Here is a 20,195-nt window from a genome sequence, read left to right as displayed (position 1 = left end):
ATCAGTGAGTGTAAATGTTGCAGAAAACGTAGCAAACATAAAAATGCGAGTCAGGCAAGCATGCGAGCGGAGCGGGCGCGCTATTGATGATGTGCGCATCATCGCTGTCACGAAATATGTCTCCGTTGCCACTGCCAAACAAGCGGTGGAAGCGGGAATTGCCGATATAGGTGAAAACCGGATTGAAGGTGCACTCGAAAAAGCAGCTGCCATTGGCCAAGCACGGCTTCATTTTGTCGGTTCGCTCCAATCGAGAAAGGTTAAAAACATTGTCAACGTTGTTTCATGCATCCATTCTTTGGACAGGCTGAGCTTGGCAAAAGAGATTGACAAGCGACTCGAGCCAGGAAAGACCATCGATTGTTTTGTACAAGTGAATGTTAGCGGCGAACAATCGAAAAATGGATTATCGCCAGATGAAGTAAGGCCATTTATAAATGAACTGGCCGCTTATCCAGCCGTTCGGGTGATCGGTTTGATGACAATGGCCCCTTTTGAACAAGATGCAGAACGAACGAGGCCGATTTTTTCAAAGCTCAGAGAGCTTCGCGACCAAATAAAGGCGGACAAGCTTTCATATGCCCCGTGCACGGAGTTGTCAATGGGGATGTCTAACGATTTTGAAGTTGCAATCGAGGAAGGCGCAACGTTTATCCGTCTTGGAACGTCTCTTGTTGGCAAAGAGGAGTCGTAAAAAAGGAGAGGAAGGCCATGGGCTTTAAAACAAAGTTCAAGCGTTACTTTAACCTAGATGACCACGTTGAAGAAGTCGAGCGTTATGTAGAAGAACCTGAACAGCGTGACGAACGCCCTGCGCTTGAGAAGGGAAGGGCACCGAAAGAAAAGCAGACTGCAGGGATGGAACAAAATCAAAACATTGTAAGCTTGCAAAGTGTGCAAAAATCAGCGAAAATGATATTACTGGAACCGCGCTCTTATGATGAAGCTCAAGACATTGCCGACCATTTGAAACGACGCAAGGCGGTTGTCATCAATTTATTGCGGATTGAACAAGAGCAAGCGTTAAGAATAGTAGATTTTTTAAGTGGAACCGTTTATGCTATTGGAGGAGACATTCAAAAAATCGGACCAGGCATTTTTCTTTGTACGCCAGACAACGTGGAAATTACTGGCTCAATCAGTGATTGGGTCACAAGACAAACAGATAGCACGGTATGAGGAAAGTAGGTGACGGAATCACAAATGGAAACAATGGTCAACTTTATTTTTAACTTGCTTCAAAATGCCGCCTTTTTGTATTTAATAGCGATTTTCATTTACATTCTAATGTCATGGGTGGGCGGCCGCGATTCGGCTTTCGGGCAAGTGCTTGGGAAAGTGGTTGATCCCTATTTAGATATGTTTCGCAGCTTTATCCCGCCACTTGGCATGATTGATTTGTCGCCAGTTGTCGCCATTATCGTCCTCAACTTGGCAAGGCAAGGGCTTTACCCTTTGCAGCAAATGATTTTGTCGTGGCTGTAGGTGGGACTTAAAATGTATGAACACTTTCGCGAAGAAGAGCGCCCGTTTATTGACCATATCCAAACTCTTCGTGAACAGGCAACCCGCTATCATCAAGAAAAGTTAACTGGTTTTCTTGATCCGCGAATGCAAGAAGTTGCGAAGTCCGTTATTGGCCAAGACGGAGAGATCGATTTGCAGTTTTTTGGCGGAGCCGATGGATGCGAGCGCAAACGTGCGTCCATTCGCCCTGCTTACTTAAAAAATGAGCCAATCGATTGGGACATTTCCCTTTTTAAAGCCGCCTACGCGAATAAATTTGTGACGCTTACACATAGGGATGTGCTTGGCGCATTAATGAATACAGGCATGAAACGGGAAACGTTCGGCGATATTTCCGTTACGGACAATGCGTTTTATGTCGCCTGTACGAAAGAGGCAAGTGCTTATATCGCCATTGCGCTTAAGCAAGTTGGCAAGGCAACCGTTACTTTAGAAGAAACCGATACGCTTGATTTGCCTGACGAGAAGTGGGAAGAGAAGCCAGTGACTGTGTCCTCTCTGCGCTTAGATGCCCTCTTGAGCGCTTTGTATGGCCTATCAAGAGCGAAAGCGGCTGACTTGATCGGCAAGGGGCTCGTGAAAGTCAACTGGAAGGTAGTAGAACATCCTAGCTTCCGCGTGGCAATTGGCGATGATTTGTCTGTAAGAGGGGCTGGCCGGGCTAAAGTATTAAAGCAAGAAGGCGTGACAAAAAAGGACAAGTACCGGCTAGTGCTTGGCAAAAAAAGCTAGTTTTACATAGCGAGACGAGGCAAAATGGAGGATTTTCCGCGAAAAAGAAGGAATAAGCAAAGACGATGTCGAAAAAAATAAATGGATGATGAGTCTGTGATGGAGGTGGCTGCGTTGCCTTTAACGCCGTTGGATATTCATAATAAAGAATTTACCCGTGCTTTCCGCGGATATGACGAAGATGAAGTCAATGAGTTTTTGGACCAAGTCATTAAAGACTATGAAGCGGTGCTGCGTGAAAAGAAAGACTTGTTTGAGCAAGTGACTGCGCTTGATGAAAAGCTTTCCCATTTTACTAATATTGAAGAGACGCTAAATAAATCGATTCTCGTTGCACAAGAAGCGGCCGACGATTTGCGCAGCAATGCCCAAAAGGAAGCGCAGTTGATCGTGAAAGAAGCAGAGAAAAATGCGAATCGAATCGTGAACGAGGCGCTTTCAAAGTCACGGAAAGTCATGATGGAAATGGAAGAGCTTAAAAAGCAAGCATCTGTCTATAAAATGCGCTTCAAAATGTTGATTGAAGCACAAATGGAAATGCTGCAAACGGAAGACTGGGAACAGTTTGCTGGGAACGAAGATTTTGACGAAGAGGAACTGCTCAAAGAACAAGAAGAGCAGGAAAACGTATAACCAGTTGCATTTTCTGGGAACCGTCCTTATAATGAAACCATAAAATGAATGAACGTTAAAAACAAGGATAGGGACAGTGGGCAATCGCGTACATGCCAAAGCGAGCCGGGAGTGGTGGAAGCCCGGTGCATGGGCTTGCCCTGAATCGCCCTTGAGTTCTGCCTGCGAACCGCACATATGTTTATCCATTTGTGCTAGTAGTGGGGTGCGTGCTGCCTACGTTAACGGCGTGAAGTGGAAAAGGCGCCAGCGCTTTTTCTATGAGGGTGGTACCGCGGGAAAACCTTCTCGTCCCTTTTTGGGACGGGGAGGTTTTTGTTTTTAACAAATAAAGGAGCGAAAACGGTGGATTATAAACAAACATTACTAATGCCGAAAACGGCGTTTCCGATGCGTGGCAACTTGCCAAATAGCGAACCGAAACGCCAAGAACAATGGGAAGAGATGGACATTTATAAACAAGTGCAAGAACGCACAGAAGGCCGTCCTTACTTTGTTTTGCATGACGGCCCTCCATATGCAAACGGTGATATTCATATGGGGCACGCACTTAACAAAATCATTAAAGACTTTATCGTACGCTACAAATCCATGTCTGGCTTCCATGCCCCATATGTTCCTGGGTGGGATACCCATGGCTTGCCGATTGAAACGGCATTAACGAAAAACAAAAAAGTAGACCGAAAATCAATGAGCATTGCCGATTTTCGCAAGCTTTGCGAAGAGTATGCACTTGAGCAAATAAATAGCCAACGCCAGCAGTTCATGCGGCTCGGCGTCCGCGGCGACTGGTGGAAGCCCTATATTACGTTGGAAAAAGAATTTGAAGCGGAGCAAATCAAAGTTTTCGGGAAAATGGCTAAAAAAGGCTATATCTATAAAGGCAAAAAGCCTGTTTACTGGTCGCCATCTTCGGAGTCTGCCTTAGCGGAAGCAGAGATCGAATACTACGACAAACGTTCCGCTTCCATTTATGTCGCCTTTCAAGTTGCAGATGGAAAAGGGGTATTGCCTGAGGATGCTGCTTTAGTTATCTGGACGACGACACCATGGACCATTCCTGCAAACTTAGGCATCACCGTCCATCCTCAATTGGAATACAGCGTCGTGCGCACGGGCGGCCGTTCATTTGTTGTAGCAAGCGGTTTGCTTGAACATGTCCAAACGGAATTAAGTTGGGAAGATGTGGTTGTTGAAAAGACAGTCACAGGAAAAGAATTGGACTATATTGTTTGCCGCCATCCGTTTTATGATCGTGACTCCATTGTCATGAATGGTGAGCATGTGACGTTGGATGCTGGTACTGGCTGTGTCCATACGGCCCCTGGGCACGGCGTTGATGACTTTGTTGTCGGCCAAAAATACGGGCTAGATGTGTTATGCCCTATTGATGACAAAGGGATAATGACGAGTGAAGCGCCAGGTTTTGAAGGTGAATTTTATGACAACATTAACAAAATGGTGACTGAGAAACTAGAAGCAGTAGGCGCTCTGTTAAAGCTCGGGTTTATTACTCACTCGTACCCTCATGATTGGCGTACGAAAAAGCCTGTCATTTTCCGGGCAACGTCGCAGTGGTTTGCCTCAATCGCCAATATTCGTAAGGAATTGCTACAAGCGGTCGCAAATACAGAATGGATTCCAGCGTGGGGGGAAACGCGGCTGCATAATATGGTCCGTGACCGTGGCGACTGGTGTATTTCGCGGCAACGTGCGTGGGGCGTGCCAATTCCGGTTTTTTATGGCGAGGATGGCACTGAAATTGTTAGCGAGGAAACGATTGAACATGTCTCGAACTTGTTCCGTGAGCATGGCTCAAATGTCTGGTTTGAACGTGAGGCGAAAGACTTGCTGCCGCCAGGATTCACTTCTCCGCACAGCCCGAATGGCCATTTTACAAAAGAAACCGATATAATGGACGTTTGGTTTGATTCTGGATCGTCGCACCAAGGCGTTTTACGGGAACGAAATGACCTTGTGTTCCCGGCGGACCTTTATTTTGAAGGCAGCGACCAATACCGTGGTTGGTTTAACTCTTCGCTATCTACTTCGGTTGCAATTAATGGCGTTGCTCCGTATAAAGGGGTGCTGAGCCATGGCTTTGTGATGGACGGCGAAGGCAAAAAAATGAGCAAGTCCCTTGGCAACATTGTTGTGCCAAATACCGTTATGAAACAGCTTGGCGCGGACATTCTACGGCTTTGGGTGGCATCTGTCGATTATCAAGCCGACAGCCGCGTGTCTGATTCGATTTTAAAACAAGTTGCCGAAACATACCGGAAGATCCGCAATACATTCCGCTTTCTTCTTGGCAATTTGCATGATTTTGACCCGAAAATCAACGCTGTCCCACGGGATCAACTAACAGGCGTGCATGCGTTTTTGCTTGTACGTTTAAATGAGCTAACGAAACGCATGCATGAAGGCTACAATGAGTATCAGTTCTTAAATGTCTATAATCACTTCCGCAATTTTTGCACGGTGGAATTGAGTTCCTTTTATATGGACATTTCAAAGGATACGCTTTATATCGAACACGCTGACCATCCTGAACGCCGCGCTTTCCAGACGGTAATGTATGAGGTAGTGACGGCACTGACTAAACTGATTGCCCCGATTTTGCCTCACACGGCAGATGAAGTATGGGAAAACATTCCTGGCGTCAGCGAACAAAGCGTACAACTCACGGATATGCCAACTGCCGAAGAATTAAGCGGTACAGATGAGTTAAAAGCACACTGGCAAGCCTTTATGGATATCCGAGCGGATGTGCTTAAAGCATTAGAAGTAGCCCGAAATGAGAAAGTAATTGGTAAGTCGCTGCAAGCATCGTTGACGCTTTATCCAAATAAGCAAGCACGTGCTCTGCTTGAAGCGACCGAAGGCTTGAAAAAACTATTCATTGTCTCCAATGTACAAATCGCTAATGACGGCGACGAAGTGCCAGCAGCTGCACAACAATTTGCGGATGTTGCTGTGCTTGTGGAAAAAGCGGAAGGCGAAACGTGCGAGCGTTGTTGGCAAGTCTCCAATACAGTTGGAGCAGATGAAAAGCATCCTACTTTGTGCTTGTCATGTGCCCAAACCGTTACGAACCACTACAATGACGTCGTTTAAGGCAACGATCAGCTTGTGTCCACATCCCATTGAACGAGGAGTCTTGAGCTAGTCGAGTGTACACTCGACTAGCTTTTTTCGTGTTCTTTTGTATTTCCGATCTGGTTAGATTTGCTTGGGCAAAAACGGCTGTTTTTGGTGATGCTAATTTCAAGAAGGGGGATGTTAGCATGGATCAAAAGTGGTTAAAACTAAAACAAGCATTACAACAACAAAAGCACGAGTTAGAACAAACACTTGCCAATCAAATCAATGACCATGATACAGGGGAACTATCACAGTATGACAACCATCCTGCTGATACAGCGACGGACTTATTCGAACGGGAAAAGGACCAAGCTGTTCACAATCATATAAAAGATGAACTTCATGAAGTTGAACATGCACTGGAAAAATTTAACGATGGTTCGTACGGCATTTGCGAGAAGACAGGGAAAGCGATTCCTTATGAGCGCTTGGAAGCTTATCCAGCAGCGAGAACGGTAGTGGAAGAAAGCAGGCCGTTTGAGGAGTACCGCCCTGTTGAGGAAGATGTCTTAAAAGGGTTTGAAGCTTATAACAATGATGATAAGGACGCTACCTTTTTTGACGGCGAAGACGCATACCAATCTGTTGCCCGTTTCCATGATACATCGCCGGAATATGACGAGGAAACAGGGGATACGGACGAGTATGGCGCAAACGGAGTAGAGGCATATGAAGGCTTCTTATCAACGGGGATAGACGGTTATCATGGCCCTGACAGTGTCCAAATTGAACGCAACGACCATTACAAACGATATCGCCGCGACTAAGATTGCTCACCGCTAGCGGGCGCTTACAAACAAGTAAACGCTCGCAAACTTCATATAAGCAAGAATTGACTTAGGGGTTGGGCAGTGTCGAAAGGTCGCTCGTTTTTGGCACGACGCGCGCGTTTGCTTTAATCTGAAGCGGACATTTTCATGGATTTATGCTACACTTACCCTATGTATATGAAGTGGGGGAAAAGCAATGGCATACATAGTGGCACTGATCATTATCGCACTAGACCAGTTAACGAAGTGGCTAGTCGTAACTTCTATGGAGTTGGGCGAACGAATCCCGATTATTGATCAAGTCCTTTACCTATATTCTCATCGCAATACAGGAGCCGCTTTCGGCATTTTGCAAGGCCAAATGTGGTTCTTTTACGTCGTTACCACCATCATTGTTGGTGTGATCATTTATCTCATCCAAACAGAAGCAAAAGGCAACCGCTTGTTAAAAATCGCTCTCGGACTTGTGCTAGGAGGGGCGATTGGCAATTTCATTGACCGCCTTTTACGGCAAGAAGTCGTCGATTTTATCGATACATTTGGCGATTTCCCGATTTTTAATATCGCTGATTCAGCCTTGACCATTGGCGTCGGCCTTTTTTTACTAAACATATTGATTCAAGGGCGCAATGAAAAAAGGAGCACACGATAAATGGAGCAATGGATCATTACAAAAGAACACCACGAACAGCGTATTGATAAAGTGGTCGTTGATTTGCACGGACAAGCATCGCGGACAGCGGTTCAACGCTGGATAAATGAAGGAGCTGTGCTTGTCAATGAGAAAGAAGTCAAAACAAATTCAAAAGTTCAGCAAGGCGACAAAGTCACGCTGACAGAACCAGCAGCCCAGGAAGTGGAACTTTTAGGGGAAGATATCCCGTTAGACGTTGTTTATGAAGATAGCGATGTGATCGTCGTCAACAAGCCCCGGGGCTTGGTTGTCCATCCTGCTCCTGGACATGAGAGTGGCACGCTCGTCAATGCTCTGTTGTTTCATTGCAAAGACCTCTCAGGCATTAATGGGGAAATTCGTCCAGGGATTGTCCACCGTATTGACAAAGATACATCGGGTCTCATTATGGCTGCAAAACATGACGCTGCCCACGAGCATTTGGCGGCCCAGTTAAAAGCAAAGACGACTGAAAGACGTTACAAAGCAATCGTTCATGGCGTGATCCCACATGCAAAAGGGACGATTGACGCACCGATCGGTCGAGACCCAAAAGACCGCCAGAAGATGGCTGTCACCCATGTCAACAGCCGGCCGGCTGTGACCCATTTTTCACTGGAGGAAACGTTCAAACAATATAGTTATATATCTTGTGAACTGGAAACGGGACGAACACACCAAATCCGCGTCCATTTCAACTATATCGGCCATCCATTAGCAGGCGATCCGAAATATGGTCCGAAAAAAACGCTCCCGATCAATGGCCAAGCTTTGCACGCGGAAACACTTGGCTTTACCCATCCACGAACAGGGGAACGACTCCGTTTTTCTGCACCTCTCCCAGCAGAGATGGAAAAATTGCTCGTTGATTTGCGAAATGTCCATTGACAACCATTGACGAGTTTGCAATAATGAGTGAGATAGAAAACGTCCTTTAAACGAGTCCTGTGAGGCTGGCAAGGAGACGGAATGGCATAGGTGAAGTATGCCAAAAATCCCTGCTGCCTTTAGGACAGCAGGGATTTTTTGTACAGAGGAGGGGATCGCAATTTCGAGAATCATTTTAGATGGCGATGCGATTCGCCGCGCGATTACACGAATGTCCCATGAAGTGATTGAACGCAACAAAGGCGTTGATAACTGTGTGATTGTCGGCATTAAAACACGTGGTATTTATCTGGCCAAACGGCTAGCTGAACGGATTGAGGAAATTGAAGGGCAGGCTGTTCCTGTCGGCGAAGTCGACATTACCCTTTACCGGGATGACTTGACGCCGTCGACATCAAACAATGAGCCACTTTTGCGCGGCACCAATATTCCCGTTGATGTTACCGGCCGTACCATTATTCTTGTCGATGATGTCCTTTATACTGGGCGGACTGTGCGAGCTGCTCTGGATGCACTGGTCGATCTTGGCCGTCCAGCATCGATCCAACTTGCTGTTCTTATTGACCGGGGGCACCGGGAACTGCCGATCCGTCCTGATTATGTTGGCAAGAACGTGCCGACCTCTAAAAAAGAACGAATCTCGGCGCAACTACGGGAAGTAGACGCCCAAGACACTGTGACAATTATATAAACCCTCTTTAAACGCAGTCCAGTGAGGCTGGCAAGAGGACCGAAACGCACGCTGTTTTTTGCCTGCGCTTCTTTCTTGCCGCCTCCTGTGCTTGCACAGGAGGTTTTTTATTAGCTTAGGAAGCGAAGGAGATTAATTATGAAGCAAACGAACATGAGATTAGGCATCAAAGAAATTCCACGCCCTGGAGAGTGGCTGCTGTTTAGCTTACAGCATTTATGCGCCATGTTTGGGGCAACTGTACTTGTTCCCTTTCTTGTTGGCATGAGCCCGGCTACAGCTCTTTTTTCAAGCGGTCTCGGAACACTTGCATTTATTCTTGTCACAAAAGGGCAAGTTCCTGCATACCTCGGCTCCAGCTTTGCTTTTATCGTGCCACTGACAACCTCGCAGGCACTTGGCGGGATAGAGGGAGCGATGGTCGGCAGTTTCTTTGCCGGTTTGGTATATGGGATTGTCGCCCTGTTTATTAAATTCGCTGGTACAGGCTGGATTACAAAAGTATTGCCGCCAATTGTTGTCGGCCCAGTGATTATGGTAATTGGGTTAAGCCTAGCCACAACCGCTGTTGGAAATGCCATGTATTTGCCTAATTCAGAAGAATATAGCCTCGTTCATATCGCTACGGCAGGCGTCACTTTATTCGTAGCTGTTGTCGCAACGATGTATTTCAAAGGATTTCTAAACTTAATCCCGATTTTGTTAGGCTTAATTGCTGGCTACTTGTTCGCCCTTTGGCAAGGGTTGATTGATTTAGAACCGATCCGCACAGCCAGCTGGTTCTCTGTCCCTGAATTAATCGTTCCATTTGTGACGTATTCGCCAACAGTTAACTGGGCCATTGTTGCAATCATGGCGCCAGTGGCTCTCGTAACGCTCGCAGAACACACGGGCCAATTGATGGTATTAAGCAAAGTAGCTGGCAAAAACTTTCTTAAGCAACCAGGAATGCACAGAACGGTGATGGGGGATGGGTTGGCGACTATGATTGCAGCCGCAGTTGGCGGTCCGCCAAATACCACTTACGGCGAAAACGTCGGTGTTGTCGCCATCACGAGAGTGTTCAGCGTATTTGTTGTCGGCGGCGCCGCCGTGTTGGCTATCGCATTCGCCTTTGTCGGCAAAGTAGCGGCATTGATTAGTTCGATTCCTCCAGCAGTAATGGGCGGTGTTTCGATCCTCCTATTTGGCATTATTGCCTCGGCTGGCATTCGAATGCTTGTCGATAATCGAGTTGACATGGGTGAAAAACGAAATATGGTGATTGCTTCCATTATCCTGGTGATTGGCATTGGCGGTGCTGCGGTCCGCTTTACTGATTCGTTTGAAATTGCCGGCATGTCCCTTGCGACGGTCATCGGCCTTATTCTTCACGGGTTGTTGCCGAACCGCAGTGTTAGTTACGGACAAAAAGACATGTTTGAATCAGACGCCAATTAAAAGCGCTGATTCGCGCCTAATTGTTGCCATAGACGTTTGCTTAAAAAAAGGAGGCCGACTACATGTTAAGCGCACAAATCGAGAAAGCCACACAAAAAGGCTTGTGCACGATGAATGAGATGGGTGTAAGCGAGGTGTTAGACCTCCTAAAAACGGCTGAATCATTTGCGGCTGGAGCTGTTTGGAAACCAAGGATGCAACTGTTTGTGGCGAACTTGTTTTTTGAACCGAGCACGAGAACCCGCTTTAGCTTTGAAGTCGCTGAGCGGCGCCTCGGCTTAGAAGTGCTGCAATTCGATGGGCAGCACGCGAGCACGCAAAAAGGAGAGAGCCTGTATGATACAGCACGTACACTGGAATCAATTGGAGCAAGCGCGCTTGTCATTCGCCACCGCCAAGACGCTTACTTTCATGAGTTAAAGGGACTGTCAGTGCCAATCATTAACGCAGGCGATGGCTGTGGCAACCATCCAACTCAATCGCTGCTTGACTTATTAACAATCAAACAAGAATTCAGCTCGTTTTCAGGCTTACATGTTGTCATTGCTGGTGACTTGGCTCATAGCCGTGTAGCTCGCTCCAATGCAGACATTTTGACAAGGCTCGGCGCTCGTGTATCCGTTGCTGGGCCAATTGAGTGGATGGGTGAGTTTACAGATACGTACACGCACGTCTCAATGGACGAAGCTGCCAGACAAGCAGATGTCCTGATGATGCTTCGCGTCCAACATGAACGTCATGATGACAACGCGCTATTTTCTAAAGAGGCGTACCATCAAGCATATGGTTTAACCGAACAACGTGAAGCACTAATGGCAAAACAAAGTATCATCATGCACCCCGCACCTGTTAACCGAGACGTTGAAATCGCGAGCGTGCTCGTTGAGTGCAAACGGTCACGGATTTACAAACAGAGCGCCAATGGCGTTGCCGTACGCATGGCTGTGTTAAAGCGGGCACTTGCATAACAGCGATTAGACTACAAAAAAGGGGATGAGCGACAATGGCAATGAAAGTGACTGGTGGGTTTATTCTTGACGAAAATGGCGAACAAGTAGCTAAAGATGTGTATATAAAAGACGGAAAAATTGTTGAGCATGTTGCTGATGGGGACATTCGTGAACAATTTGATGCAACAGGTTTGTTGATCAGCCCAGGTTTTGTTGACGTACATGTTCATTTGCGTGAACCAGGTGGCGAGAAGAAAGAAACAATTGAAACAGGAACTAAAGCCGCGGCACGGGGTGGCTTTACGACAGTGGCAGCTATGCCCAATACGCGCCCTGTCCCTGACAATGCTGAACAATTGGACCTGTTGCAAGCGCGTATTTCGGAAACGGCAGTGGTGCGCGTGCTTCCGTATGCTTCGATTACAACAAGGCAACTTGGCCAAGAGTTAACAGACTTTAAGGCATTAAAAGAAGCGGGGGCATTCGCTTTTACAGACGATGGCGTCGGCATTCAAGAAGCAGGGATGATGCTTTCGGCAATGAAAGAAGCAGCAGCATTAAATATGGCCGTTGTCGCCCATTGCGAAGACAATTCACTTATAAATGGCGGCGCTGTTCACGAAGGCCACTATGCAAAAGCACACGGCTTGAATGGCATTCCCTCTGTTTGTGAAGCCGTCCATATCGCCCGCGATGTGTTGCTGGCCGAAGCGGCTGGTGCTCACTATCACGTCTGCCATGTTTCCACAAAAGAATCGGTGCGTACGATCCGTGATGCGAAAAAAGCAGGCATACGCGTAACCGCAGAAGTGACACCACATCACTTGCTTTTATGCGAAGACGATATCATTGGCAAAGATCCGAATTTTAAAATGAATCCGCCTCTTCGCGCAAAAGAAGACCGTGACGCATTAGTAGCCGGTTTGCTCGATGGCACGATTGATTTCATAGCAACTGACCATGCGCCGCATACAGCAGAAGAAAAGAGTGCTTCACTCGAACGGGCGCCATTTGGCATCGTCGGATTGGAAACCGCCTTTCCGCTTTTATATACACATTTTGTCAAGCCAGGAACATTTACGCTAAAACAGCTTATCGATTGGTTGACAGTCAAGCCGGCGCAAACATTTAATCTTCCATATGGGACACTCCAAGTTGGGGCAGCAGCCGATCTAACGCTGATTGACTTAAAGGCAAATGAAACCATTGACCCGAGTATGTTTTTGTCGAAAGGCAAAAATACCCCTTTTGCTGGCTGGGACTGTGCAGGCATCCCACAAGCGACGATGGTGGCAGGAAAAACTGTGTATAAAAAGGAGCGTATCACCAATGAATAAACTGCTTGTTCTTGAAGACGGTACAGTTTTAAGAGGAGAAGGATTTGGCGCTGATGTCGAAATGAGCGGGGAAGTCGTCTTCAATACGGGCATGACTGGCTACCAAGAAATTATGTCTGATCCCTCTTATTGCGGGCAAATCGTCATGCTGACCTATCCGCTAATTGGCAATTATGGCATTAACCGCGACGATTTTGAATCACTGCAACCAGCGATTGCCGGATTGATTGTGCGTGAAATCGAGCACGAACCAAGCCATTGGCGCAAACAAGAATCGCTGCACGACCTACTTGCCGCCAAAGGCATTCCTGGGATTGCTGGCATTGATACACGCATGTTAACAAGAAAAATTCGCGCACATGGCACACGCCGTGGCCGCATTTGCGATCTTGATGTAGACGTCGAACAAGTGGCAAGGGGTTTGCGGGAAAGCAAGCCGCTTACTGACCAAGTTGCCCGTGTATCAACGAATACTGCTTACCATGTACCAGGGAAAGGCATGCGGGTTGCTTTAATCGATTGCGGCATGAAACATGGTATTCTGCAATCACTCATCGACCGCCATTGTGATGTCGTCGTTGTCCCTTACAATACAGGTGCAGATGAGATTAAGCGCCTTGGCGTCGATGGTGTGCTTGTTTCAAATGGACCAGGCGACCCAGAAAATGTCCCTGAGACAGTGGAAACAGTCAAGCAACTGCTTGGCGATATCCCTCTTTTCGGCATTTGCTTAGGCCACCAATTGCTGGCGCTTGCTTGTGGAGCGACGACGAGCAAGATGACATTTGGCCACCGTGGTTCCAACCACCCCGTACGGGAGCTCGCTACTGGACGAATTGACATTACCGCCCAAAACCACGGCTATACAGTCGATGCTGCGTCATTGGAAGGGACTGCGCTCAAGCTCACACATGTGGCTGTCAATGATGGCTCCGTTGAAGGCCTTCGCCATAAAGAAGGGCATGCATTTAGCGTGCAGTATCATCCAGAAGCATCGCCTGGCCCTCATGACGCCAGCCATTTATTTGATACGTTTATCCACATGATGACCGAAAAAAAAGGAAAAGTTTACGCATAACAGCTAGGAGCGTGTGAATATGCCAAAACGGACAGACTTAACAAAAATACTTGTTATCGGCTCAGGGCCCATTGTAATTGGACAGGCAGCAGAGTTTGATTATGCCGGAACGCAGGCATGCCAAGCGCTGAAAGAAGAAGGGTATGAAGTCATTTTAATTAATTCGAACCCAGCGACAATCATGACAGATACAGCAATGGCGGATAGGGTTTATATTGAACCGCTCACGCTTGAATTTGTTACCCGGATTATCCGCAAAGAACGCCCCGACGGCCTTTTGCCGACATTAGGCGGACAAACGGGCTTAAACATGGCGCTTGAATTAAAAAATGCTGGAATTCTTGAGCAGTATCAAATCGAGCTGCTCGGCACGAAACTAGATGCGATTGAGCAAGCAGAAGACAGAGAACAATTTCGGGCGTTAATGAACGTGCTTGGCGAACCAGTTCCAGAAAGTGAAATCGTCCATACGCTTGACGAAGCGTTCGCCTTTGTCGAAACGATTGGCTACCCTGTCATTATTCGTCCTGCTTATACGCTTGGCGGCACTGGCGGGGGGATTGCTTATAATGATGAAGATTTAGCAGAAATCGTTGCGAGCGGATTAAAATACAGCCCTGTTACACAATGTTTAGTTGAAAAGAGCATTGCTGGCTTTAAAGAAGTAGAATACGAAGTGATGCGTGACAGCAAAGATGAAGCCATCGTCGTCTGCAACATGGAAAACTTTGATCCTGTTGGCGTCCATACTGGCGATTCCATCGTATTTGCACCTAGCCAAACGCTTTCTGATAACGACTACCAAATGTTGAGAAATTCAGCGCTTTCGATTATCCGCGCTCTTGGCATAGAAGGTGGCTGCAATGTCCAGTTTGCCCTTGATGCACACAGCGACCAGTATTACATCATCGAAGTCAATCCGCGGGTGAGCCGCTCTTCGGCGCTGGCCTCGAAAGCGACAGGCTACCCGATTGCGAAAATCGCAGCCAAAATTGCAGTCGGCTACCATTTGGATGAACTGAAAAATCCAGTAACAGAAACGACGTATGCCAGCTTTGAACCGAGCCTTGACTATGTCGTCGCGAAAATACCGCGCTGGCCGTTTGATAAATTCGAATCAGCCAACCGCAAACTTGGTACGCAAATGAAAGCGACAGGAGAAGTGATGGCGATCGGCCGCTCCTTGGAAGAATCGCTTTTAAAAGCAATTCGCTCTCTAGAAGCTGGCTATGATCATTTGTTCGATGAACAGTTAGAAAAGAAGCCGGAAGACGAGCTATTAGAAAAAATAGCAAGAGCAGACGATGAACGGCTGTTTGCGATTGGCGCTTTGCTGCGAAAAGGCATTTCAGTAGAGACCATTTATGAAACGACAAGCATCGACCGCTTTTTCTTGCAAAAGCTTGCGCGTATTGTTGCTCTAGAAGAGACGATAAACGAGGCCCGTAGCAATGAGGCGATGTTAGTGCGCCTGAAACGTGCTGGCTTTTCAGATTCCTACATTGGCCGCAAGTGGGGCAGTGAAGAGAAAGATGTTTTTGCAGTAAGGCAACAGGCAGGAATTGTGCCCGTATATAAAATGGTTGACACCTGTGCAGCAGAATTTGCTTCACCAACGCCTTACTTTTACAGCACCTACGAACAAGAGAATGAATCACAGCGGACAGAAAAAGAGAGCATTCTTGTTTTAGGCTCAGGCCCTATCCGCATTGGACAAGGAATTGAGTTCGACTATGCGACCGTCCATACAGTATGGGCCATTAAGGAAGCCGGTTATGAAGCCATTATTATGAACAACAATCCAGAAACGGTGTCGACAGACTTTTCTACTTCAGACAAACTCTACTTCGAGCCATTGACAGTTGAAGATGTGATGCACGTCGTCGGTTTAGAGAAACCAAAAGGCGTGATTGTCCAATTTGGTGGGCAAACGGCTATTAATCTAGCAGCCGCTTTAGCAGAGCGGGGCGTTTCCATTATTGGCACAACGCTTGAAGATATGGACAGGGCAGAAGACCGGGACAAGTTTGAACAAACACTTGTAGAACTAGGGATTCCACAGCCGCTTGGCAAAACAGCTACATCCGTTGACGGAGCTGTCGCTATTGCCCGTAAAATCGGCTATCCTGTTTTAGTGCGCCCTTCGTATGTCCTTGGCGGCCGGGCAATGGAAATTGTCTACCATGAGGAAGAGTTGCTGCGCTATATGCAGACGGCAGTTAAAGTGAATCCGAAGCACCCTGTGCTTGTCGACCGCTATTTGACAGGAAAAGAACTAGAAGTCGATGCGATTAGTGACGGCAACGACGTTTACATTCCTGGGATTATGGAACATATTGAACGGGCAGGCGTCCATTCTGGCGATTCGATTGCTGTTTATCCGCCGCAAACCGTGCCAGACCATTTGAAGCAACGCTTAATTGAGCGGACAACGAGCATAGCTAAAGGGTTAAACATTGTCGGTCTTTTGAACATCCAATTTGTTTGGCATAAAGATGACGTCTATGTCCTTGAGGTAAACCCGCGCTCAAGCCGGACCGTGCCATTTTTAAGCAAAATTACGGGCGTGCCAATGGCTAAAGTTGCCACGCATGTCATGCTCGGCAAAACACTGCGCCAGCTCGGCTACCAATCAGGCTACCACCCAGAGACGGAGGAAGTGTCTGTAAAAGTGCCAGTGTTCTCCTTTGCCAAATTACGCCGCGTCGATATTTCCCTCGGCCCGGAAATGAAATCAACAGGTGAAGTAATGGGGCGGGATCAAACGTTGGAAAAAGCGCTTTACAAGGGCCTTGTTGCTTCAGGCATGAACATCCCTGCCCACGGTGCGGTATTGTTTACAATCGCTGATAAAGATAAAAATGAATCAGTCAGCATTGCCAAACGGTTCCATGAAATTGGCTATAGCCTTGTGGCCACATCCGGGACGGCAAATGTACTGGCAGAAGCGGGCATCCCAGTCAAAGTCGTTAACAAAATTAATGAAGGGGAACCCCATTTGCTTGATCTAATCCGCCAAGGCGAAGTCCAGTTTGTCATTAATACATTGACCAGAGGCAAACAACCAGCGCGTGATGGTTTTCGGATTCGCCGTGAGTCCGTAGAAAATGGCGTTGTCTGCTTAACGTCCATTGATACAGCACAAGCGCTGCTCAGCGTGCTTGAGTCGATTACATTTGCAACTTGGAGCATGCCGCAACACGGGTAATTTTTTCTGGAGCCACTTGCCTAAAGCTTGTGGCTTTGTATGTATGACTAGCGTTGGGAGGCAGCAGGATGAGAAAAAAACAAGGGCGATTAACGATCGTCAAACAAACTGAGGTTGCTCGAGACAGCTATGAGCTTGTGCTGGAAGGCGAATTGGTTAAGCATATGAGTCAACCTGGCCAGTTTTTGCATGTACGTGTGGATGAATCAGAAGACTTGCTCTTGCGCCGGCCGATTAGCATTGCCAATATCGATCCTGAAAAAGAGCAAGTGACGATGATTTACCGCGCTGGTGGGGCAGGCACAAAACGCCTTGCTGCCCAAAGAGTAGGGACCGAAGTCGACGTGCTTGGGCCACTTGGGCAGGGCTTCCCACTTGAGGAAGCAAAACGGGGAGAAGAAGTGTTGTTAGTTGGGGGCGGCATCGGCGTTCCACCTCTCTATTATTTAGGAAGACGTCTAGTAGAAAATGGCGCCCGTGTTACTTCTGTGCTTGGATTCGCCTCGCAAGCGGATGTTTTTTACGAGCAACCGTTTAAGCAGTTGGGCAATGTCCATATCGCAACAGCAGATGGCAGTTACGGCGCTCCTGGCTTTGTCACTGACGTCATTAGCCAACAAAGCCTCGATTTTGATGTTCTCTATTCATGCGGGCCAACGCCGATGTTAAAGGCGTTAACAGCCCGTTACCGGGAACGGCGTGCGTTTATTTCCCTTGAAGAGCGGATGGGCTGCGGCGTGGGCGCTTGCTTTGCTTGCGTTTGCCACGTAGAAAATGGCCAGGCTCATGAGTACCGCAAAATTTGCACAGACGGGCCCGTCTTTCCAGTAGGGGAGGTTGTGCTGTAATGGAACGTTTGCAAATAAGCTTGCCAGGCTTAGAGATGAAAAATCCGGTTATGCCGGCATCAGGCTGTTTTGGTTTCGGAAAAGAATACGGCCAATTTTTTGATTTAAATCAGTTAGGGGCTATTGCGATAAAAGCAACGACAAAAGAGGCACGCTTTGGCAACGAAACGCCGCGAGTGGCAGAAACAAAAGCGGGAATGCTCAATGCCATCGGCCTGCAAAATCCAGGGCTTCAAGGGGTAATCGAGCAAGAATTGCCACGGTTTGACGATTACGATGTGCCGATACTCGCCAATATTGCCGGCTCAACGATGGACGATTACATCGAAGTGGCTGCAGAGCTGTCACAACAACGGAACGTTTCAGCAATTGAGTTGAATATCTCTTGCCCAAACGTGAAACAGGGTGGAATTGCGTTTGGAACAGTGCCCGAGATAGCGGCAGAGCTGACAAAGGAAGTCAAGGCTGTGTCAGCCGTGCCTGTCTATGTCAAACTTTCTCCCAATGTAGCGGATATTGTCGCCATCGCCAAAGCGATTGAAAAAGCGGGAGCTGATGGGCTGGCGATGATTAACACGTTGCTCGGTATGCGAATTGATGCCAAAACGCGTCGGCCTGTGCTGGCGAACCAATATGGCGGATTGTCGGGAGCCGCCATTAAACCAGTCGCACTTCGGATGATCCACCAAGTTAGCCAACAAGTCGACATTCCTATTATTGGAATGGGAGGCATTCAGACAGCGGAAGATGTGATTGAATTTTTACTTGCTGGAGCAAGCTGCATCGCTGTCGGCACGGCTAATTTTACGGATCCATACACATGTCCAAACATCATTCGTGACCTGCCGCATTGGCTTGACAGATTGGAAGTGCAATCAATCACTGACTTGATTGGAGGGAGCTGGAACGAATGAATAGGCCATTTTTTATCGCTTTGGATTTTGATGAGCACGCCAAACGTCACCGCTTTTTGAAGTCGTTTGCTGCCGAAACGCTTGATGTAAAAATCGGTATGGAACTGTTTTACCGGGAAGGGTTGTCTGTAGTCCATGAATTAAAGGAAGCCGGTTATCGGTTGTTTCTTGATTTAAAACTTCATGATATTCCCAATACCGTTGGTAGGACGATGCGTGCTTTAGCCGAATTGGACGTCGATGTCGTCAATGTCCATGCTGCAGGGGGAAAAGCAATGATGGAAGCGGCTTTAGAAGGGCTCGATGCAGGGACAAGAGCAGGAAAACAGCGGCCGAAACTCATCGCTGTTACGCAGCTGACGAGCACGGACAGCCGTATGCTCGCTGAAGAGTTGCTGATCGATAAGGCGATGGATGAAGTCGTGGTACGGTATGCGCAGCTTGCCCAGGAAAGTGGATTAGACGGTGTTGTTTGCTCAGCCCATGAAGTCCCCCTTATTCGGGCAGCATGCAGCGATCGGTTTTTGACGGTTACGCCTGGCATTCGCAGGCAAGTCGACCAAGTTGGCGACCAAGTGCGTGTCGTCACACCAGGGGAAGCAAAAGCGCTCGGTAGTTGGGCGATTGTCGTCGGGCGAAGCATTACAGCAGCAGCAGATCCACTAGCTGTTTACAGAGAAATGAACCAAGATTGGAAAGGGGCGACCGAACATTGACTAGCAGAACCATTGCGAACCATTTACTTAATATAAAAGCGGTGACACTTTCACCTGCAAAACCGTATACGTGGAGCTCGGGATTAAAGTCTCCGATTTATTGCGATAACCGTTTAACATTATCTTATCCACATATACGTAACGAAATTGCTGAGGGGCTAGTTGCTATGATTAGAGAGGCTGCCCCTGACGCTGACATCATTGCCGGGACGGCAACAGCTGGCATCCCACACGCTGCTTTTGTGGCAGAAAAACTCCAATTGCCAATGATTTACGTTCGTTCGAGCGCTAAAGGCCATGGAAAACAAAATGCGATTGAAGGACATTTGCCGTCTGGCAGCAAAGTAGTTGTAATCGAAGACTTAATCTCGACTGGTGGCAGTTCCATTGCAGCAGCGGAGGCATTGCGCGCGGCTGGGGCAGAGGTGCTGCTCGTTGCCGCGATCTTTTCGTATCAACTCTCGCAAAGCGATGAGAACTTTAACGGCGCTAAGCTTCCTGTCCGTGTGCTAACGACTTATGCTACGCTTGTCGAAGAAGCGCAGAAACGGGGCGCCATTACGAGCGAAGAACAAGCCAAATTGGAAGCTTGGCGGAAAAACCCTAAAGATGAAGCGTGGATGAATCTGTAAACTTTTCGTGAAGG

At 47.6% G+C, this 20,195-nt stretch carries 19 protein-coding genes and 1 other annotated feature; all 19 genes read left to right on the top strand.

Going from position 1 to position 20,195, the window contains the following annotated elements; all coding sequences use genetic code 11:
- The first annotated feature begins 4 nt into the window (after nt 1-4).
- Nucleotides 5-694, top strand: coding sequence for a YggS family pyridoxal phosphate-dependent enzyme (locus BUC05_RS05330; RefSeq protein ID WP_073304226.1), 690 nt, complete (start codon nt 5-7; stop codon nt 692-694).
- Nucleotides 695-711: 17 nt separating this feature from the next.
- Nucleotides 712-1,179, top strand: coding sequence for a cell division protein SepF (locus BUC05_RS05325; protein WP_011247189.1), 468 nt, complete (start codon nt 712-714; stop codon nt 1,177-1,179).
- Nucleotides 1,180-1,188: 9 nt separating this feature from the next.
- Complete coding sequence (locus tag BUC05_RS05320) at nt 1,189-1,485, top strand: YggT family protein (RefSeq protein ID WP_306204192.1); 297 nt, start codon at nt 1,189-1,191, stop codon at nt 1,483-1,485.
- 12 nt (nt 1,486-1,497) lie between these two features.
- On the top strand, nt 1,498-2,259 hold the full coding sequence (locus BUC05_RS05315; protein WP_073304224.1) for a YlmH family RNA-binding protein: 762 nt from the start codon (nt 1,498-1,500) through the stop codon (nt 2,257-2,259).
- A 114-nt stretch (nt 2,260-2,373) separates the two neighbouring features.
- Complete coding sequence (locus tag BUC05_RS05310) at nt 2,374-2,892, top strand: DivIVA domain-containing protein (RefSeq protein ID WP_011247186.1); 519 nt, start codon at nt 2,374-2,376, stop codon at nt 2,890-2,892.
- A gap of 55 nt (nt 2,893-2,947) precedes the next feature.
- Nucleotides 2,948-3,191: a binding site (T-box leader), on the top strand.
- Between the two features lie 46 nt (nt 3,192-3,237).
- Nucleotides 3,238-6,009: an isoleucine--tRNA ligase gene (gene ileS / locus BUC05_RS05305; RefSeq protein WP_063608398.1), complete on the top strand. Its 2,772-nt coding sequence runs from the start codon at nt 3,238-3,240 to the stop codon at nt 6,007-6,009.
- A gap of 170 nt (nt 6,010-6,179) precedes the next feature.
- The gene (locus BUC05_RS05300; protein ID WP_011247184.1) at nt 6,180-6,803 is read left to right on the top strand and encodes a yteA family sporulation protein; all 624 of its coding nucleotides are present in this window, start codon (nt 6,180-6,182) and stop codon (nt 6,801-6,803) included.
- Nucleotides 6,804-7,002: 199 nt separating this feature from the next.
- A complete protein-coding gene (gene lspA / locus BUC05_RS05295) occupies nt 7,003-7,458 on the top strand; it encodes a signal peptidase II (RefSeq protein ID WP_011247183.1) in 456 nt (151 codons plus the stop codon).
- Complete coding sequence (locus BUC05_RS05290; RefSeq protein ID WP_063608310.1) at nt 7,459-8,367, top strand: RluA family pseudouridine synthase; 909 nt, start codon at nt 7,459-7,461, stop codon at nt 8,365-8,367.
- Between the two features lie 160 nt (nt 8,368-8,527).
- Entirely contained in the window at nt 8,528-9,058 is a 531-nt protein-coding gene (gene pyrR / locus BUC05_RS05285; protein ID WP_035201723.1) for a bifunctional pyr operon transcriptional regulator/uracil phosphoribosyltransferase PyrR, read from the top strand.
- 138 nt (nt 9,059-9,196) lie between these two features.
- Complete coding sequence (locus BUC05_RS05280) at nt 9,197-10,498, top strand: uracil-xanthine permease family protein (RefSeq protein ID WP_011247180.1); 1,302 nt, start codon at nt 9,197-9,199, stop codon at nt 10,496-10,498.
- Nucleotides 10,499-10,560: 62 nt separating this feature from the next.
- Entirely contained in the window at nt 10,561-11,466 is a 906-nt protein-coding gene (locus tag BUC05_RS05275; protein WP_011247179.1) for an aspartate carbamoyltransferase catalytic subunit, read from the top strand.
- Between the two features lie 35 nt (nt 11,467-11,501).
- A complete protein-coding gene (locus BUC05_RS05270) occupies nt 11,502-12,785 on the top strand; it encodes a dihydroorotase (RefSeq protein WP_063608311.1) in 1,284 nt (427 codons plus the stop codon).
- A complete protein-coding gene (carA, locus tag BUC05_RS05265) occupies nt 12,778-13,863 on the top strand; it encodes a glutamine-hydrolyzing carbamoyl-phosphate synthase small subunit (protein WP_073304222.1) in 1,086 nt (361 codons plus the stop codon). The genes BUC05_RS05270 and carA overlap by 8 nt, the downstream gene beginning before the upstream one ends.
- A gap of 19 nt (nt 13,864-13,882) precedes the next feature.
- Nucleotides 13,883-17,071, top strand: a complete 3,189-nt coding sequence (gene carB / locus BUC05_RS05260) for a carbamoyl-phosphate synthase large subunit (protein WP_063608313.1) — start codon at nt 13,883-13,885, stop codon at nt 17,069-17,071.
- A 68-nt stretch (nt 17,072-17,139) separates the two neighbouring features.
- The gene (locus BUC05_RS05255; protein WP_011247175.1) at nt 17,140-17,919 is read left to right on the top strand and encodes a dihydroorotate dehydrogenase electron transfer subunit; all 780 of its coding nucleotides are present in this window, start codon (nt 17,140-17,142) and stop codon (nt 17,917-17,919) included.
- Nucleotides 17,919-18,833 (top strand): dihydroorotate dehydrogenase, encoded by a 915-nt coding sequence (locus tag BUC05_RS05250; RefSeq protein ID WP_011247174.1) that lies wholly within the window; start codon nt 17,919-17,921, stop codon nt 18,831-18,833. The genes BUC05_RS05255 and BUC05_RS05250 overlap by 1 nt, the downstream gene beginning before the upstream one ends.
- Nucleotides 18,830-19,549, top strand: a complete 720-nt coding sequence (gene pyrF, locus BUC05_RS05245; RefSeq protein ID WP_073304220.1) for an orotidine-5'-phosphate decarboxylase — start codon at nt 18,830-18,832, stop codon at nt 19,547-19,549. The genes BUC05_RS05250 and pyrF overlap by 4 nt, the downstream gene beginning before the upstream one ends.
- A complete protein-coding gene (pyrE, locus tag BUC05_RS05240) occupies nt 19,525-20,181 on the top strand; it encodes an orotate phosphoribosyltransferase (protein WP_011247172.1) in 657 nt (218 codons plus the stop codon). The genes pyrF and pyrE overlap by 25 nt, the downstream gene beginning before the upstream one ends.
- Nucleotides 20,182-20,195: the final 14 nt, after the last annotated feature.

Origin of the sequence: Shouchella rhizosphaerae (genome assembly GCF_900142675.1) — a bacterium.
GTDB classification, from domain to species: domain Bacteria; phylum Bacillota; class Bacilli; order Bacillales; family Bacillaceae_D; genus Shouchella; species Shouchella rhizosphaerae.
This window is presented reverse-complemented; position numbering and strand designations above follow the sequence as displayed.

What these genes read in the sequence shown, in the direction of transcription:
- BUC05_RS05300 (WP_011247184.1), top strand. Translation starts at nt 6,180, where the DNA reads ATGGATCAAAAGTGGTTAAAACTAAAACAAGCATTACAACAACAAAAG.
- BUC05_RS05315 (WP_073304224.1), top strand. Translation starts at nt 1,498, where the DNA reads ATGTATGAACACTTTCGCGAAGAAGAGCGCCCGTTTATTGACCATATC.
- carA (WP_073304222.1), top strand. Translation starts at nt 12,778, where the DNA reads ATGAATAAACTGCTTGTTCTTGAAGACGGTACAGTTTTAAGAGGAGAA.
- pyrF (WP_073304220.1), top strand. Translation starts at nt 18,830, where the DNA reads ATGAATAGGCCATTTTTTATCGCTTTGGATTTTGATGAGCACGCCAAA.
- BUC05_RS05270 (WP_063608311.1), top strand. Translation starts at nt 11,502, where the DNA reads ATGGCAATGAAAGTGACTGGTGGGTTTATTCTTGACGAAAATGGCGAA.
- BUC05_RS05280 (WP_011247180.1), top strand. Translation starts at nt 9,197, where the DNA reads ATGAAGCAAACGAACATGAGATTAGGCATCAAAGAAATTCCACGCCCT.
- BUC05_RS05275 (WP_011247179.1), top strand. Translation starts at nt 10,561, where the DNA reads ATGTTAAGCGCACAAATCGAGAAAGCCACACAAAAAGGCTTGTGCACG.
- carB (WP_063608313.1), top strand. Translation starts at nt 13,883, where the DNA reads ATGCCAAAACGGACAGACTTAACAAAAATACTTGTTATCGGCTCAGGG.
- BUC05_RS05325 (WP_011247189.1), top strand. Translation starts at nt 712, where the DNA reads ATGGGCTTTAAAACAAAGTTCAAGCGTTACTTTAACCTAGATGACCAC.
- BUC05_RS05290 (WP_063608310.1), top strand. Translation starts at nt 7,459, where the DNA reads ATGGAGCAATGGATCATTACAAAAGAACACCACGAACAGCGTATTGAT.
- BUC05_RS05255 (WP_011247175.1), top strand. Translation starts at nt 17,140, where the DNA reads ATGAGAAAAAAACAAGGGCGATTAACGATCGTCAAACAAACTGAGGTT.
- BUC05_RS05250 (WP_011247174.1), top strand. Translation starts at nt 17,919, where the DNA reads ATGGAACGTTTGCAAATAAGCTTGCCAGGCTTAGAGATGAAAAATCCG.
- lspA (WP_011247183.1), top strand. Translation starts at nt 7,003, where the DNA reads ATGGCATACATAGTGGCACTGATCATTATCGCACTAGACCAGTTAACG.